Source organism: Pseudomonas sp. DCB_BI, assembly GCF_026240995.1.
Taxonomy (GTDB): domain Bacteria; phylum Pseudomonadota; class Gammaproteobacteria; order Pseudomonadales; family Pseudomonadaceae; genus Aquipseudomonas.
The window spans coordinates 115,091-129,830 of the sequence record NZ_JAPFCG010000018.1 but is presented as its reverse complement, the minus strand read 5'-3'; the positions used below and the strand labels follow the sequence as shown (position 1 = coordinate 129,830).

Annotated in this window: 13 protein-coding genes; 5 read left to right on the top strand and 8 right to left on the bottom strand. The window is 62.4% G+C overall.

The window, feature by feature from the left end; all coding sequences use genetic code 11:
* Window positions 1-55: 55 nt before the first annotated feature.
* Together OO258_RS19870 and ubiA are read left to right on the top strand one after the other, a co-directional pair.
* Window positions 56-613, top strand: a complete 558-nt coding sequence (locus OO258_RS19870) for a chorismate--pyruvate lyase family protein (RefSeq protein WP_266032142.1) — start codon at window positions 56-58, stop codon at window positions 611-613.
* The gene (gene ubiA / locus OO258_RS19865) at window positions 613-1,503 is read left to right on the top strand and encodes a 4-hydroxybenzoate octaprenyltransferase (protein ID WP_110743433.1); all 891 of its coding nucleotides are present in this window, start codon (window positions 613-615) and stop codon (window positions 1,501-1,503) included. The genes OO258_RS19870 and ubiA overlap by 1 nt, the downstream gene beginning before the upstream one ends.
* Window positions 1,504-1,559: 56 nt before the next feature.
* Here the strand turns inward: ubiA and OO258_RS19860 are convergent, their stop codons facing one another.
* Window positions 1,560-1,928, bottom strand: a complete 369-nt coding sequence (locus tag OO258_RS19860; protein ID WP_110743434.1) for a hypothetical protein — start codon at window positions 1,926-1,928, stop codon at window positions 1,560-1,562.
* 173 nt (window positions 1,929-2,101) lie between these two features.
* On the opposite strand from OO258_RS19860, the gene phoB reads away from it, so the two are divergent.
* The 3 genes from phoB (at window position 2,102) to OO258_RS19845 (ending at window position 5,661) form a co-directional block, all read left to right on the top strand.
* The gene (gene phoB / locus OO258_RS19855) at window positions 2,102-2,791 is read left to right on the top strand and encodes a phosphate regulon transcriptional regulator PhoB (protein ID WP_003253341.1); all 690 of its coding nucleotides are present in this window, start codon (window positions 2,102-2,104) and stop codon (window positions 2,789-2,791) included.
* Window positions 2,792-2,839: 48 nt separating this feature from the next.
* Window positions 2,840-4,147, top strand: coding sequence for a phosphate regulon sensor histidine kinase PhoR (gene phoR, locus OO258_RS19850; protein ID WP_266032141.1), 1,308 nt, complete (start codon window positions 2,840-2,842; stop codon window positions 4,145-4,147).
* 173 nt (window positions 4,148-4,320) lie between these two features.
* Entirely contained in the window at window positions 4,321-5,661 is a 1,341-nt protein-coding gene (locus tag OO258_RS19845) for a hemolysin family protein (protein ID WP_110743436.1), read from the top strand.
* Between the two features lie 31 nt (window positions 5,662-5,692).
* Here OO258_RS19845 and OO258_RS19840 read toward each other — a convergent pair whose 3' ends face one another.
* The 7 genes from OO258_RS19840 to OO258_RS19810 form a co-directional block, all read right to left on the bottom strand.
* Window positions 5,693-6,589 carry a peptidoglycan DD-metalloendopeptidase family protein gene (locus tag OO258_RS19840; protein ID WP_266032140.1) on the bottom strand — a complete coding sequence of 299 codons (897 nt, stop codon included), beginning with the start codon at window positions 6,587-6,589 and terminating at the stop codon, window positions 5,693-5,695.
* A 140-nt stretch (window positions 6,590-6,729) separates the two neighbouring features.
* Window positions 6,730-7,626: a response regulator gene (locus OO258_RS19835; protein ID WP_266032139.1), complete on the bottom strand. Its 897-nt coding sequence runs from the start codon at window positions 7,624-7,626 to the stop codon at window positions 6,730-6,732.
* A gap of 162 nt (window positions 7,627-7,788) precedes the next feature.
* The gene (phoU, locus tag OO258_RS19830; RefSeq protein WP_110743438.1) at window positions 7,789-8,559 is read right to left on the bottom strand and encodes a phosphate signaling complex protein PhoU; all 771 of its coding nucleotides are present in this window, start codon (window positions 8,557-8,559) and stop codon (window positions 7,789-7,791) included.
* A 93-nt stretch (window positions 8,560-8,652) separates the two neighbouring features.
* A complete protein-coding gene (gene pstB, locus OO258_RS19825; protein ID WP_110743439.1) occupies window positions 8,653-9,486 on the bottom strand; it encodes a phosphate ABC transporter ATP-binding protein PstB in 834 nt (277 codons plus the stop codon).
* Window positions 9,487-9,558: 72 nt separating this feature from the next.
* Entirely contained in the window at window positions 9,559-11,175 is a 1,617-nt protein-coding gene (pstA, locus tag OO258_RS19820) for a phosphate ABC transporter permease PstA (protein ID WP_266032159.1), read from the bottom strand.
* A 71-nt stretch (window positions 11,176-11,246) separates the two neighbouring features.
* A complete protein-coding gene (locus tag OO258_RS19815; protein WP_266032138.1) occupies window positions 11,247-13,535 on the bottom strand; it encodes an ABC transporter permease subunit in 2,289 nt (762 codons plus the stop codon).
* A 139-nt stretch (window positions 13,536-13,674) separates the two neighbouring features.
* On the bottom strand, window positions 13,675-14,673 hold the full coding sequence (locus tag OO258_RS19810; protein WP_266032137.1) for a phosphate ABC transporter substrate-binding protein PstS: 999 nt from the start codon (window positions 14,671-14,673) through the stop codon (window positions 13,675-13,677).
* Window positions 14,674-14,740 lie beyond the last annotated feature (67 nt).

Genomic DNA, 14,740 nt, shown 5'->3' with positions numbered 1-14,740 from the left:
GTCGGGGCAATCATGCTAAGCTCGCCGCCTCTCTGGTTGTAACAAGCAGACTGACGTGTCGTACGAATCCCCGCAAGCAGCCGCTGTCGCGTGGCTGCCGTATTCGCAGCTGGCGACCGACATCGACCAGCCCACCCTTGACTGGCTGTTCGACGAAGGCTCGCTGACCCGCCGCCTGACTCGCCTGTCCCTTGACCACTTCTCGGTCACCCCGTTGTTCGAGGGCTGGCAGCCGTTGCGCGATGACGAGTGCCAGGCGCTGGGTATCGTTACCGGCGCCGAAGGCTGGGTGCGTGAGGTGTACCTTCGCGGCCACGGCCAGCCTTGGGTATTCGCCCGCAGCGTGGCCAGCCGCAGGGCGCTGGAGCGCGGCGGGCTGGACCTCGAAACCCTCGGCAGCCGCTCGCTGGGCGAGTTGTTGTTCTGCGACCAGGCGTTCATCCGCCACCCGCTCGAAGTATGCAGTTATCCACAGGCCTGGCTGCCGCCCGAAGCTGCGCATCCAGCACTGTGGGGCCGTCGCTCGCGCTTCGAGCGTGAAGGCCTGGACCTGTTGGTGGCTGAGGTGTTCCTGCCGGCATTGTGGCAAGCGGCCAAGGAGGATAACCGCTGATGTACCTGCACCTGCTCAAGTCGCTCAACCGCCTGCACCCGCGGGCCTGGGACTTCGTTCAGCTAAGCCGCATGGACCGCCCGATTGGCATCTACCTGCTGCTGTGGCCCACCCTGTCGGCGGTGTGGATTGCCGGCAACGGCTCCCCCACCCTGGCCAACGTGCTGATTTTCGGCCTAGGCGTGGTACTGATGCGCGCCGCCGGCTGCTGTATCAATGACTTTGCCGACCGCAAGGTGGACGGCCACGTCAAGCGCACCGCCGACCGCCCCCTGGCCAGTGGCCGGGTGCGGCCACGCGAGGCGCTGGCGCTGTTCGCGATCCTGGTCGGGGTGAGCTTCCTGCTGGTGCTGTGCACCAACAGCCGCACGGTGTGGCTGTCGTTCGGCGCGGTGGCCCTGGCGTTCTGCTACCCGTTCATGAAGCGCTACACCTATTACCCGCAGGTGGTGCTTGGGGCGGCGTATTCCTGGGGCATCCCCATGGCCTTCACGGCTGCCGGCGGCGAGCTGCCGGCCAGTGCGTGGCTGCTGTACATCGCCAACCTGCTGTGGACAGTGGGCTACGACACCTACTACGCCATGGTCGACCGGGATGACGACCTGAAGATTGGTGTGAAATCGACCGCCATTCTGTTCGGCGATGCCGACCGCACCATCATCCTGACCTTGCAGTTGCTGTCGCTGGGCTGCCTGTTGCTGGCGGGTAGCCGCTTCGACCTCGGGGGCTGGTTCCACCTGGGGTTGCTGGGTGCGGTGGTGTGTTTTGCCTGGGAATACTGGTCGACGCGCAAGCTGGATAGAGAGTCGTGCTTCAAGGCGTTTCTGCACAACCACTGGGCCGGGATGCTGGTGTTCATCGGGGTGGTGCTGGACTACGCGTTGCGCTGACAGATCAACCTTGTGGAAGCGGCTTCACCCGCTCCCACAAGGTTACGCGGGGATGTTCAAGGCTTGGCGACGTGCCAGACGTCCTTCATGCCGTCACCGGTCATGTCGCCGGCCTTCTTGTCCTTGATGAAGGTGTACAGCGGCTTGCCGTCGTAGGCCCACTGCATCGAGCCGTCGTCGCGTTCGATCTGTGTCCACTTACCCTCGGCCTTTTCGCCAGCCGTCACCTTCAATGGCGGCCAGTTGGTAGCGCAATCGCCATTGCACATCGACTTGCCGCCCGCATCCTTGTCAAAGGTGTACAGCGTCATGCCGGCAGAATCGACCCACATGCCGTCCTTCTCCATGGCATGGTGGGCCGAGGCCACCCCCGGGAGCGCCAGCGCAGTGAAAAGGGCCATCCAGCTCAGCGTATGTCGTGTCATTGGATTCACCATTGTTTCGGGGGGAAATGAGTTCGAGTTGCCACAACTGCGGCCTTCTGTAGCCTAGTCCAGTCACGGAATGTCGCCAGAACGGCCAACACCCTGTCACACAGCTGCAATAATTCCGTTATCTAATGCGGGCCAAGACACCGAATCCAGGAGAGGTTTTGAGCATGGTTGGCAGGAACATTCTGATCGTCGACGACGAAGCGCCTATTCGCGAGATGATCGCCGTTGCCCTGGAAATGGCCGGCTATGACTGCCTGGAAGCGGAAAACTCCCAACAGGCCCACGCGATCATCGTCGACCGCAAGCCGGACCTGATCCTGCTCGACTGGATGCTGCCGGGCACCTCTGGCATCGAGCTGGCCCGCCGTCTCAAGCGCGACGAGCTGACGGGCGACATTCCTATCATCATGCTCACCGCCAAAGGTGAGGAAGACAACAAGATCCAGGGCCTGGAAGTGGGCGCCGACGATTACATCACCAAGCCGTTCTCACCGCGCGAGCTGGTCGCACGCCTGAAAGCCGTGCTGCGCCGCACCGGCCCGAGCGACAGCGAAGCACCGATCGAAGTCGGCGGCCTGCTGCTCGACCCAATCAGCCATCGCGTGACCATCGACGGCAAGCCGGCCGAGATGGGCCCCACCGAATATCGCCTGCTGCAGTTCTTCATGACCCACCAAGAGCGTGCTTACACCCGTGGCCAGCTGCTCGATCAGGTGTGGGGCGGGAACGTGTATGTCGAGGAACGTACGGTCGACGTGCACATCCGACGCCTGCGCAAGGCGTTGGGTGAAGCCTACGAAAATCTGGTACAAACCGTCCGGGGCACTGGCTACCGCTTCTCGACCAAGAGCTGATCCGGCTCAAGAGCGCCAAGCTGCACGTCGTTGTACAAGGACCGTCAATTGAACCAGAACTGGCATGCGACCCTGATTCGCCACCTGCTGCTGCTGATTACCGTCTGCCTGATTGGCGGGCTGGTCAGCGGCTACTATGGTTGGAGCCTGGCCATAGGCCTGGCGCTCTACCTGGGCTGGACCCTCAAGCAACTGCTGCGCCTGCATGACTGGCTGCGCAACCACCAGCCCGATGAGGCGCCGCCCGACGGCTACGGCCTGTGGGGCGAGGTTTTCGACAGCATCTACCACCTGCAACGCCGGGATCAGCGCGTGCGCGGCCGCCTGCAGGCAGTGATCGACCGGGTGCAGGAGTCCACCGCCGCGCTGCGTGATGCAGTGATCATGCTCGACAGCGACGGCAACCTGGAATGGTGGAACCGCGCCGCCGAAACCCTGCTGGGCTTCAAGACCCCGCAGGACGGCGGCCAGCAAGTGACCAACCTGGTGCGCCACCCGCGCTTCAAGGAATACTTCGAGGCAGAGAACTACCTTGAACCGCTGGAAATCCCTTCGCCGATCAACGACCGCATGCGGGTGCAGCTGCACATCACCCGGTACGGCAACAACGAGCACCTGATGCTGGTGCGCGATGTCACCCGCATCCACCAGCTGGAACAGATGCGCAAGGACTTCGTCGCCAACGTGTCGCACGAGCTGCGCACGCCGCTGACGGTGATCACCGGCTACCTGGAAACCCTGCTCGACAACGTCGAAGACGTGAACCCGCGCTGGGGCCGCGCCCTGCAGCAGATGAGCCAGCAAGGCTCGCGCATGCAAACGCTGCTCAACGACCTGTTGCTGCTGGCCAAGCTGGAGGCCACCGATTACCCGTCGGACAACCAGCCGGTGGCGGTCGACACTCTGCTCGCCTCGATAATGAATGACGCCCAGGCCCTGTCCGGGCCGCGCAACCAGCGCATCACCCTGGAGGCCGCCCCCGGGATAAAACTCAAGGGCAGCGAGTCGGAGCTGCGCAGCGCCTTTTCCAACCTGGTGTTCAACGCAGTCAAGTACACCCAGGACGAAGGCAATATCCGTATCCGCTGGTGGGCCGATGCCCAGGGCGCGCACCTGTCGGTACAGGATTCGGGGGTTGGCATCGATGCCAAGCACCTGCCTCGCCTGACCGAGCGCTTCTACCGGGTGGATTCCAGCCGTGCTTCGAATACCGGCGGGACCGGGCTGGGATTGGCGATCGTAAAGCATGTGCTGATGCGCCACCGTGGCAAGCTGGAAATCAGCAGTGTTCCAGGGCATGGCAGCACCTTCACCTGTCACTTTGCGCCAGCACAATTGGCCAACGGCAAGGCTTGAGATCGGCGCTGCTGCGCAGCCCTTCGCGGGCATGCCCACTCTCGCAGAGGCGGCAACAAAGCCATCACCCTTTGCTTTTGCGGCCCCAGCCGCTACATTGAACCCCCTGTGCCAGCTTGAGCTGGCACTTTTTTTCTCCCTATATCAAAGACGGACCCCGTAAAAACTCCATCATGGACCCTTCCCCTGGTATCAGCCTCACCTCGTTATTCGCCGATTTCGGCATGATCATCTTTGCCTTCCTGCTGGTGCTGCTCAACGGTTTCTTCGTTGCCGCCGAGTTCGCCATGGTCAAGCTGCGCGCCACGCGTGTAGAGGCCATCGCCGAGCAGCATGGCTGGCGCGGCAACATCCTGCGCAAGGTACACAACCAGCTGGACGCCTACCTCTCAGCTTGCCAGCTGGGTATCACCCTCGCCTCGCTGGGCCTGGGCTGGGTCGGTGAACCGGCGTTCGCCCACCTGCTCGAGCCGCTACTGGCGTACTTCGGTGTCGACTCGCCCGAGCTGATCAAAGGCGTCTCGTTCTTCGTCGCCTTCTTCGTCATTTCGTACCTGCACATCGTGGTCGGCGAGCTGGCGCCCAAGTCCTGGGCCATTCGCAAGCCAGAGCTGCTGTCGCTGTGGACCGCTGTGCCGCTCTACCTGTTCTACTGGGCAATGTACCCGGCCATCTACCTGCTCAACGCCAGCGCCAACACCATCCTGCGCATTGCCGGCCAGGGCGAGCCTGGCCCGCACCACGAGCACCACTACAGCCGCGAAGAACTGAAGCTGATCCTGCATTCCAGCCGTGGCCAGGACCCAAGCGACCAAGGTATGCGTGTGCTGGCTTCGGCCGTGGAAATGGGCGAGCTGGAAGTGGTCGACTGGGCCAACTCGCGCGAGGACATGGTCACTATCGATGCCCAAGCGCCGCTGAAGCAGATCCTGGCCTTGGTGCGCCGCCACAAGTTCAGCCGCTACCCGGTGTACGACGCCGAACGTGAGGAATTCACCGGCCTGCTGCACATCAAGGACCTGCTGCTGGAACTGGCAGAACTCGAGCACTTGCCCGAAACCATCGACCTGGATGACCTCGCCCGGCCACTGGAGCGTGTATCGCGGCACATGCCGCTGGCCCAGCTGCTGGAGCAGTTCCGCAAGGGCGGCGCGCACTTCGTGCTGGTGGAGGAAGCCGACGGCAAGGTGATCGGCTACCTGACCATGGAAGACGTGCTGGAAGTGCTGGTGGGCGACATTCAGGACGAGCACCGCAAGACCGAACGCGGCATCCTCGCCTACCAGCCGGGCAAGCTGCTGGTGCGCGGCGACACGCCATTGTTCAAGGTCGAGCGCCTGCTGGGGGTCGACCTGGACCACATCGAAGCGGAAACTCTGGCGGGGCTGGTCTACGAGACCCTCAAGCGCGTGCCTGAGGAAGAGGAAGTGCTGGAGGTCGAAGGGCTGCGCATCATCATCAAGAAGATGAAGGGGCCGAAGATCGTGCTGGCCAAGGTACTCAAGCTGGATTGACGGTCAGGGGCTGCTATGCAGCCCCAAAACCTCAAGGGTTGCCCGCAGTAAAGTCCGGCAAGCCGCTGATCGGCCTGTCGAACCGGTAAGGTATCGACTCCAGCGCCAACCCCACGTTGCGCTGCACCACGAAATGCAAGTGCGGACCGGTGCTGTTGCCGGTATTGCCCGATTTGGCCAGCGTCTGCCCCTGCCGCACCCGCTGCCCCTCCGTCACCACCACCGATCCACGCATCAGGTGCAGGTACACGCCCATGGTGCCGTCCGCGTGCAGGATTCGCACAAAGTTGCCCGACGGATTGGGCTCACGCCCGCTCTGGCTATTTTGCGTCTTCACCACCACGCCTTCCCGCGCCGCGATAATCGGCGTGCCTTCCGGCATTGCAATATCCATGGCATAGCGCCCTTTGGGCCCAAAATGGCTGACACGGCCATTAGGGCCCTGGGTGACACGGAATGGCCCGCCCACCCACGGAAACGCATAGCGGAAGCCCTGGGGCCGCCTGCCGGGGTCACCCATGGCCTGCAGCAGAGTCGAACGGTAGTTCAGCAGCAGCCCGGGCCGGCCCCTGAGCACACTGAGCAGCTGCGTGGTGCGTGGCGGCAGCAGCCTACGCACGATCCGTGGGGCATCGCCGCCCTGGGCATTCACCAGGTTGTCCAGGCGCAACTCGACCTCCACCGGCACATGCAGCTCATTACGGGCCGAGAAGCTGACACCACCTTGAAAGGTTTTCGCGTTCAGCAGCACCTGGCCCTCCAGCGTCTCGGTCATGGGCTCGAGCAGGACCAATGGCTTGGCGCCCGGGCCGGGCCGGTCGGAATAGGAGATCACACCGGATTCGTCAGTGATCTTGTAAAGCGTCACACCCAGGCTCGACGCCGAGGCCATGAGCAATGCACAGAACAGCAGCAGGCGCGCGGGCATGATAGTGGCTTTTTGACAGTTATGATCTGTCGAAGCCTAGCAGCGGGTTTTGTGGCAGGTATTGCAGTTGGTCGGATGGCAGCGGCGCGAGCTTCCAACCCACTGCAATAGCGGCCACAAAACGCGGCGTGAAGCTGGGGTCAGGCGCCGGGGGTGAAATGCTTCTGCGCAGTGCCACGGGCAATCAGCCGCGACAGGTAGTCGAGCTTTTGCGCATCCTGGTCGACGAATTTGAACGTCAGCTGCAGCCAGTCGCTGTCCGGCTTGGGCTCCAGCGCTGCAACGGCATGCAGGTAACCGTTCAGGCGGGCAACTTCAGCGCTTTCACCTTGCTCCAGGTCCAGTACCGCGCCTTCCAGCACCTGTGGCAGCACTTCACCACGACGCACCACCAGCAGCGCCTCCTTCAAGCTCAGCGCCTTGATCACGCATGGCTGGGTGCCACTTGCCAGGCGCAACTGGCCTTGGCCACGGCCGCTCGGCGCAGCGGCAGCAGGTGCCGGCGCACTGACGGGGGGCCTGGCAGGCGCCGCTGCTGGTGCAGGCGCTGCAACCTTGACCGCTTGCGGTTTGCCGGCAGTCAGTGCATTCAGCGAATCGTTGGCGAACGCCGGGTTGGCCCGCGCCGGACCGATGGCCATCAGGCTGTCGAGCTTGCCAATCTTGCTCAAGGCCTTTTTCACCTTGGTCAGCAACTGCTCGTTGGTGAACGGCTTGCCGACAAAGTCGGAAACACCCGCCTGAATCGCCTGGATGACGTTTTCCTTGTCGCCACGGCTGGTCACCATGATGAACTGCAGGTTCTTCAGCTCAGGCTGCTGGCGGCACCAGGTGAGCAGTTCCAGGCCGGACATCTCCGGCATTTCCCAATCGCACAGGACCAGGTCAAACGCTTCCTTGCCGAGCAGGGCCATGGCCTTGCGGCCGTTGACCGCATCGTCGATCGCCATGCCCGGGAAGGCATTGCGCAGGCACTTGCGGACCAGGTCACGGATAAACGGGGCGTCATCCACGACCAGCACATTCACTTTACTCATCGATACTCCTTCTGAACCCGACTAGCCTACTGCCAAATACTGGCCATTTGCTACAACCTGGTCACGCCGGGACTTCATCACATTGTTCGCGGGTGCCTGCCAGCTCTCGACCGCAAACGAAAACGCCCGGCCAAGGCCGGGCGTCGATGCTCGGGAGCAACCTTACTTATCGTCAGATTCACCGGAAACATTAGCCTTTTCGCCGTCGGCGATCGCAGTACCCTGCACCTCGGCAGTCATCCGCTTAAGCCCCATGTGGCGCACGTCGGTGCCGCGCACCAGGTAGATCACCAGTTCGGAGATATTGCGCGCATGGTCGCCAATCCGCTCCAGCGAGCGCAGCACCCAGATTACGCTGAGTACCCGCGAGATCGAACGCGGGTCTTCCATCATGTAGGTCACCAGCTCGCGCAGCGCGGTCTTGTACTCGCGGTCGATGGTCTTGTCGTACTGAGCCACCGACAATGCCAGGTCGGCGTCGAAGCGGGCAAAGGCGTCCAGCGCATCACGGACCATGTTGCGCACCTGGTCGCCAATGTGGCGGACCTCGACGTAGCCGCGCGGCGACTCGCCTTCTTCGCACAACTGGATGGCGCGACGGGCGATCTTGGTCGATTCGTCACCGATGCGCTCAAGGTCGATCACCGACTTGGAAATGCTGATGATCAGGCGCAAGTCAGAGGCCGCCGGCTGGCGACGGGCGAGGATGCGCAGGCATTCTTCGTCGATGTTGCGCTCCATCTGGTTGATCTGCTCGTCAACCTCGCGCACCTGCTGGGCCAAACCCGAATCAGCTTCGATCAGCGCGGTAACCGCGTCGTTGACCTGTTTTTCCACCAGCCCGCCCATGGCCAGCAGGTGGCTGCGCACTTCTTCCAGCTCGGCGTTGAACTGCTGGGAAATATGATGGGTAAGGCTTTCTTTGTTGATCATCGTTTCGCTCCGCGAACAAGCTGCAAGCTTCAAATAATTCGTCTTGTACCCTGTGGGTGCGGGCATGCCCCACCCACCGGGGCCGCAGGGCTGCTAGCCGTAGCGACCGGTAATGTAGTCTTCGGTCTGCTTCTTCGCCGGGTTGGTGAACAGGGTGTCGGTATCACCGAATTCGACCAGTTTGCCCATGTACATGAATGCGGTGTAGTCCGAAACACGGGCCGCCTGCTGCATGTTGTGGGTAACGATGACGATGGTGTACTTGGATTTCAGTTCGTAGATCAGCTCTTCAACCTTCAGGGTCGAGATCGGGTCCAGCGCCGAGCACGGCTCGTCGAGTAGCAGTACTTCCGGCTCAACGGCAATGGTGCGGGCGATGACCAGACGCTGCTGCTGGCCACCAGAAAGGCCCAGCGCCGATTCGTGCAGGCGATCCTTGACCTCGTCCCACAAGGCCGCGCCCTTCAGCGCCCACTCGACCGCTTCGTCAAGCACGCGCTTCTTGTTGATGCCCTGGATACGCAGACCGTAGACCACGTTCTCGTAAATGGTCTTGGGGAACGGGTTGGGCTTCTGGAACACCATGCCCACGCGGCGACGCAATTCGGCCACGTCCTCACCCTTGCGGTAGATGTTGTTGCCGTACAGGTTGATGGCGCCTTCCACGCGGCAGCCGTCAACCAGGTCGTTCATGCGGTTGAAGGTGCGCAGCAGGGTCGACTTGCCGCAGCCGGACGGCCCGATGAAGGCGGTCACGCGTTGCTTGGGAATGTTCAGGCTGACGTCGAACAGGGCTTGCTTGTCGCCATAGAACAGGCTCAGGCCCGGCACTTCGATGGCCACGGTTTCTTCGGCCAGGCGCAGGCCCTGCTTGTTGCGGCCCAGGGCAGACATGTCGATGCCATGGGTGTTGGAATCTTGCTGCATGGTCAACTCCATACGCTATCAAGTCGTTTCAAAGGGCCGCCCGGCCTGCGGGCGGCACGCATGCAATCAGGGTCAGCTGTCCAGCGCCTTGTACTTCTCGCGCAGGTGGTTCCGGATCCACACCGCCGAGAGGTTGAGGGCTGCAATCACCAGTACCAGCAATAGCGCCGTGGCATAGACCAGCGGCCGCGCGGCTTCGACGTTGGGGCTCTGGAAGCCGACGTCATAAATGTGGAAGCCCAGGTGCATGATCTTCTGGTCCAGGTGCAGATACGGATAATTACCGTCCACCGGCAGCGACGGCGCCAGCTTCACTACACCCACCAGCATCAGCGGCGCCACTTCACCGGCGGCGCGGGCCACGGCGAGGATCATGCCGGTCATCATCGCCGGGCTGGCCATGGGCAAGACAATCTTCCACAGCGTCTCGGCCTTGGTTGCACCCAGCGCCAGCGAGCCTTCACGCACGGTGCGTGGAATACGCGCCAGGCCTTCTTCGGTGGCGACGATCACCACCGGCACCGCCAGCAGTGCCAGGGTCAGCGATGCCCACAGCAGGCCCGGGGTACCCAGGGTCGGCGCCGGCAGCGCTTCGGGGAAGAACAGCCGGTCAATCGAGCCGCCCAGCACATAGACGAAGAAGCCCAGGCCGAACACGCCGTAGACGATCGCCGGCACACCGGCCAGGTTGTTCACGGCAATACGGATCAGCCGGGTTACCGGCCCTTGCCTTGCGTACTCACGCAAGTAAACGGCAGCCAGCACACCGAACGGGGTGACGATTACGGCCATGATCAGGGTCATCATCACGGTCCCGAAGATGGCCGGGAAAATACCGCCCTCGGTGTTGGCTTCACGCGGGTCGTCGCTGAGGAATTCCCAGACCTTGCCGAAGTAGGTGCCCAACTTGGAGAACGCCGACATGCCGTTCGGCTGAATAGCATGCACCACCTTGCTCAGGTTGATTTCCACTTCACGGCCATTGCCATCCCGGGCCACCAGGCTGTCGCGGGCAAACGCCTGGTGCAGGTCGGTCAGGCGGTCTTCGATAGCCTTGTAGCGGCTGTTCAATTCGGCACGGTCGGCGTCCATATCGGCCTGGGCGGCGGCGTCCAGCTTGCCGTCCAGCTCCAGCTTGCGCGCTTGCAGGCGTAGGCGCTCAAGGCCATGGTTGATGGCACCGATGTCCTGCTTCTCCAGCTGCTGCAGCTCGCTGTTGAGCTGGTTGGCACGCTTGAGGCGGGCCTGCAGTTCGTTCCAGGCAGCGGGGCCTTCGGCAACCACACGGCCTTGTTCCTTGACGCTGACCAGGTAGCCATAGAAGTTGCCCCACTCACGGCGCTCGAGGGCCATCAGGTCGGCAGGGCGCTGTTCGTCCACCAGCCAGTCGCCGACCACCCAAGTGAAATCGCTGCCGTTGAGGTCGCGGTTACCTACCTTGATCAGCTCGCGGGTCATGAACTCCGGGCCCTGGTCCGGTACCGGCAGGCCGGCGCCTTTCAGACGGGCACGGGGTACATCTTCCTTTTGCACTACTTCGCCGATGACGACGTGGTCAGCCTGGCCTGGCACCTTGTAGGTGGCCTGGACCAGGTCAGCTGGCCAGAAGTGGCCCAGGCCGCGCACGGCGATGACCGCCAGCAGGCCGACGGTCATGATCACCGCCATCGCCACCGCGCCGCCGCTCATCCAGACGCCTGGGGCGCCGCTCTTGAACCAGCCTTTGAGGGAAGCCTTTTTCACGGATCGCTACCTTTCTATCAAAGCGACGAGTATTTCTTGCGCAGACGCTGGCGAATCAGCTCGGCCAAGGTGTTCATGATGAAGGTGAACATCAGCAGCACCAGCGCGGCCAGGAACAGCACGCGATAGTGGCTGCCGCCAACTTCCGATTCGGGCATTTCCACGGCCACGTTGGCGGCCAGGGTGCGCATGCCCTCGAACAGGTTCATCTCCATCACCGGGGTGTTGCCGGTGGCCATCAGTACGATCATGGTCTCGCCCACCGCACGGCCCATGCCGATCATCAGCGCCGAGAAGATCCCCGGGCTGGCGGTGAGGATGACCACGCGGGTCAGGGTCTGCCAGGGCGTCGCACCCAGCGCCAGCGAGCCCAGGGTGAGGCTGCGCGGCACGCTGAACACGGCGTCTTCGGCGATGGAGTAGATGTTGGGAATAACCGCAAAGCCCATGGCGATACCCACCACCAGGGCGTTTCGCTGGTCGTAGGTGATCCCCAGGTCATTGGTAATCCACAGACGCATGTCGCCACCGAAGAACCAGCTTTCCAGATGCGGGCTCATGGTCAGGGCGAACCAGCCGGTGAACAGGATGACCGGGATCAGGATCGCCGCTTCCCAGCCGTCCGGCACGCGCAGGCGAATCGATTCTGGCAGGCGGGTCCAGGTGAAGCCGGCCAGCAGAATGCCGAACGGCATCAGCAGGAACAGGCTGAACACACCTGGCAGGTGGCCTTCCAGGTAGGGGGCCAGGAACAGGCCGGCAAAGAAGCCAAGGATCACCGTTGGCATCGCCTCCATCAGCTCGATCACCGGCTTGACCTTGCGACGCATGCCGGGGGCCATGAAGTAGGCGGTGTAGATAGCGGCAGCGATGGCCAGCGGAGCCGCGAGGATCATCGCGTAGAACGCGGCCTTGAGGGTACCGAAGGTCAGGGGCGACAGGCTCAGCTTGGGCTCGAAGTCGGTGTTGGAAGCGGTCGATTGCCAGACGTATTTAGGCTCGTCGTAGTTCTCGTACCAGACCTTGCCCCAAAGCGCGCTGAAGGAGATTTCCGGGTGCGGGTTACGCAAGCTCAGCGGCAGCAGCTTGCCGCCTTGTTCGATGATGATGCGGTTGGCGCGTGGCGACAGGGCAAGGATGCCAGGGCCCTCGGCAACCGGTTCGACCAGCAGGGTACGGTGCGCAGTGCTGTGGAACACGCCCAGCTTGCCCTCGGCGTCGAGGGCGATGAAGCCCTTGCGGCGCTCTTCGGCGTCGATCTGCACGACTGGCGCCTTGCCCAGCTGGAAGGTACGGATCTGTTTGAAGCGCGATTCGCCATCCGGGTCGCGGGCCATGAACCACTGGGCCAGGCCACCTTTGGAGTCACCGATGATCAGCGAGATACTACCCACCAACTGGCCGGTGGCGGTGACTTCGGTGTCTGCACTTTCGGACAGTTTGTAGCGGCCGTTAAGGCTCTTGTCGCGCAGGCTGAATACATCGGCCGTGGCACGGCCGTTGATCACGTAAAGCCACTGCTGCCGCGGGTCGATGAAGATGTTCTTCACCACTTCGGTCATCTGCGGCAGGACGATGCGGTTCTGCTCGGTGGTGACCTCTTCGGTCATCATGTTTTCGCTACGGGTCAGTTCCAACACCTGCAATTGCGCACCAGTGGAGCCGGCCAGCACCAGGGTGTCGCCATTGACGTTGACGCTGACGTGTTCCAACGCACGCCCCTGCTCGTCGAGCACGAACGGCTGCTCGCCGTACGGGTAGTCGATGTTGGCGGTGATGGTCTTCTTGTTGTCCGGGTAGGTGATCTTGTAGGTGTGGTGGAACACCAGCGCCTGACCATTGGACATGCCCAGCACCACCAGAGGGCTGCCGGGCTGGTCGGCACTGATCGAGGTGACCTGGGTGCCCGTTGGTACCGGCAGGTCAACACGCTTGAGCTCGTTACCGGTCTTGGTATCGAAGAACAATGCCTGGCCCTTGTCCGAAACCCGCATGCCCACCAGGTTCTGCTCTTCGAGCGCGATCATCAGCGGCTTGCCAGCGTCCTGCTGCAGCCAGGTCGGCTCCAGGGCTTTCTTGCTGGTCAGCTCGGCACCCTGGAACAGTGGCAGCACCACATAGGCCAGGTAGAAGAAGATCAGGGTGATGGCCGCCAATACGGCAAGCCCGCCCACCAGCACATACCAGCGGGTCAGGCGATCCTTGAGCGCACGCATGCGGCGCTTGCGTTGCAACTCGGGCGTATTGAAATCAATGCGCACGGGCTGGGAGTTTTGGGTCATGTTGGAATTGGCCAGATCATTCATGCGCACACCCTAGCGGTCCCGTGTGACAAAAACATTACAAAGTGGTGACGCGCGAAAGCCCGCCGCACAGGATACCTGGCTTCGGACCGGAACATCGTGGAAGAGGCCGGGCAGCGGCGCCGGCCTCCTCTTCAGTTACTTACTTCTTTGCAACGTTACCGGCATGCGACAGGCCCAGGTCAGCCAGGGTCTTCTCGACAACTTTAGCCGGCAGCGGGATGTAGCCATCCTTCACCACGACCTGCTGGCCAGCTTGCGACAGCACCAGCTTGACGAACTCGGCTTCCAGCGGGGCCAGAGGCTTGTTCGGGGCCTTGTTGACGTACACGTAGAGGAACCGCGACAGCGGGTAAGAGCCATTCAGGGCGTTGGTTTCGTTGTCTTCGACGAACTCGCCGCCTTCTTTCTTGGCCAGGGCTACGGTCTTGACGCTGGCAGTCTTGTAACCGATGCCCGAGTAGCCAATGCCGTTCAGCGAGGAGCTGATCGACTGCACGACCGAAGCCGAGCCAGGCTGTTCGTTGACGTTAGGCTTGAAGTCGCCTTTGCACAGGGCTTCTTCCTTGAAGTAGCCGTAGGTACCCGATACCGAGTTGCGGCCGAACAGCTGGATTGGCTTGTTGGCCAGGTCGCCGGTCACACCGGCATCACCCCAGGTCTTGATCTCGGCCTTGCCACCGCACAGGCGGGTGGAGGAGAAGATGGCGTCTACCTGAGCCATGGTGAGGCCCTTGATTGGGTTGTCCTTGTGCACGAACACGGCCAGGGCGTCGACGGCAACCGGGATGGCGGTCGGCTTGTAGCCGTACTTCTGCTCGAAAGCCTGCAGCTCGACGTCCTTCATCTTGCGGCTCATCGGGCCGAGGTTGGCAGTGCCTTCGGTCAACGCAGGTGGCGCGGTCGAGGAGCCGGCAGCCTGGATCTGGATGTTTACGTTCGGATATTCCTTCTTGTAGGCCTCGGCCCACAGAGTCATGAGGTTCGCGAGGGTGTCGGAACCGACGCTGGAGAGGTTGCCCGAAACACCGGTGGTCTTGGTGTAGGTCGGGATCGCAGGATCGACAGCGGCTACCGCGTTGGCGGTTGCAACGCCAGCGGCGGCAAATGTGAGGGCCGCCATCAAACGCTTCAGTTTCATGCCTTGCTCCTAGCAGGAATTTGGGGGTGCTGGATGGAACGGGCCCAAGTATCGGCAGGCCGCATGA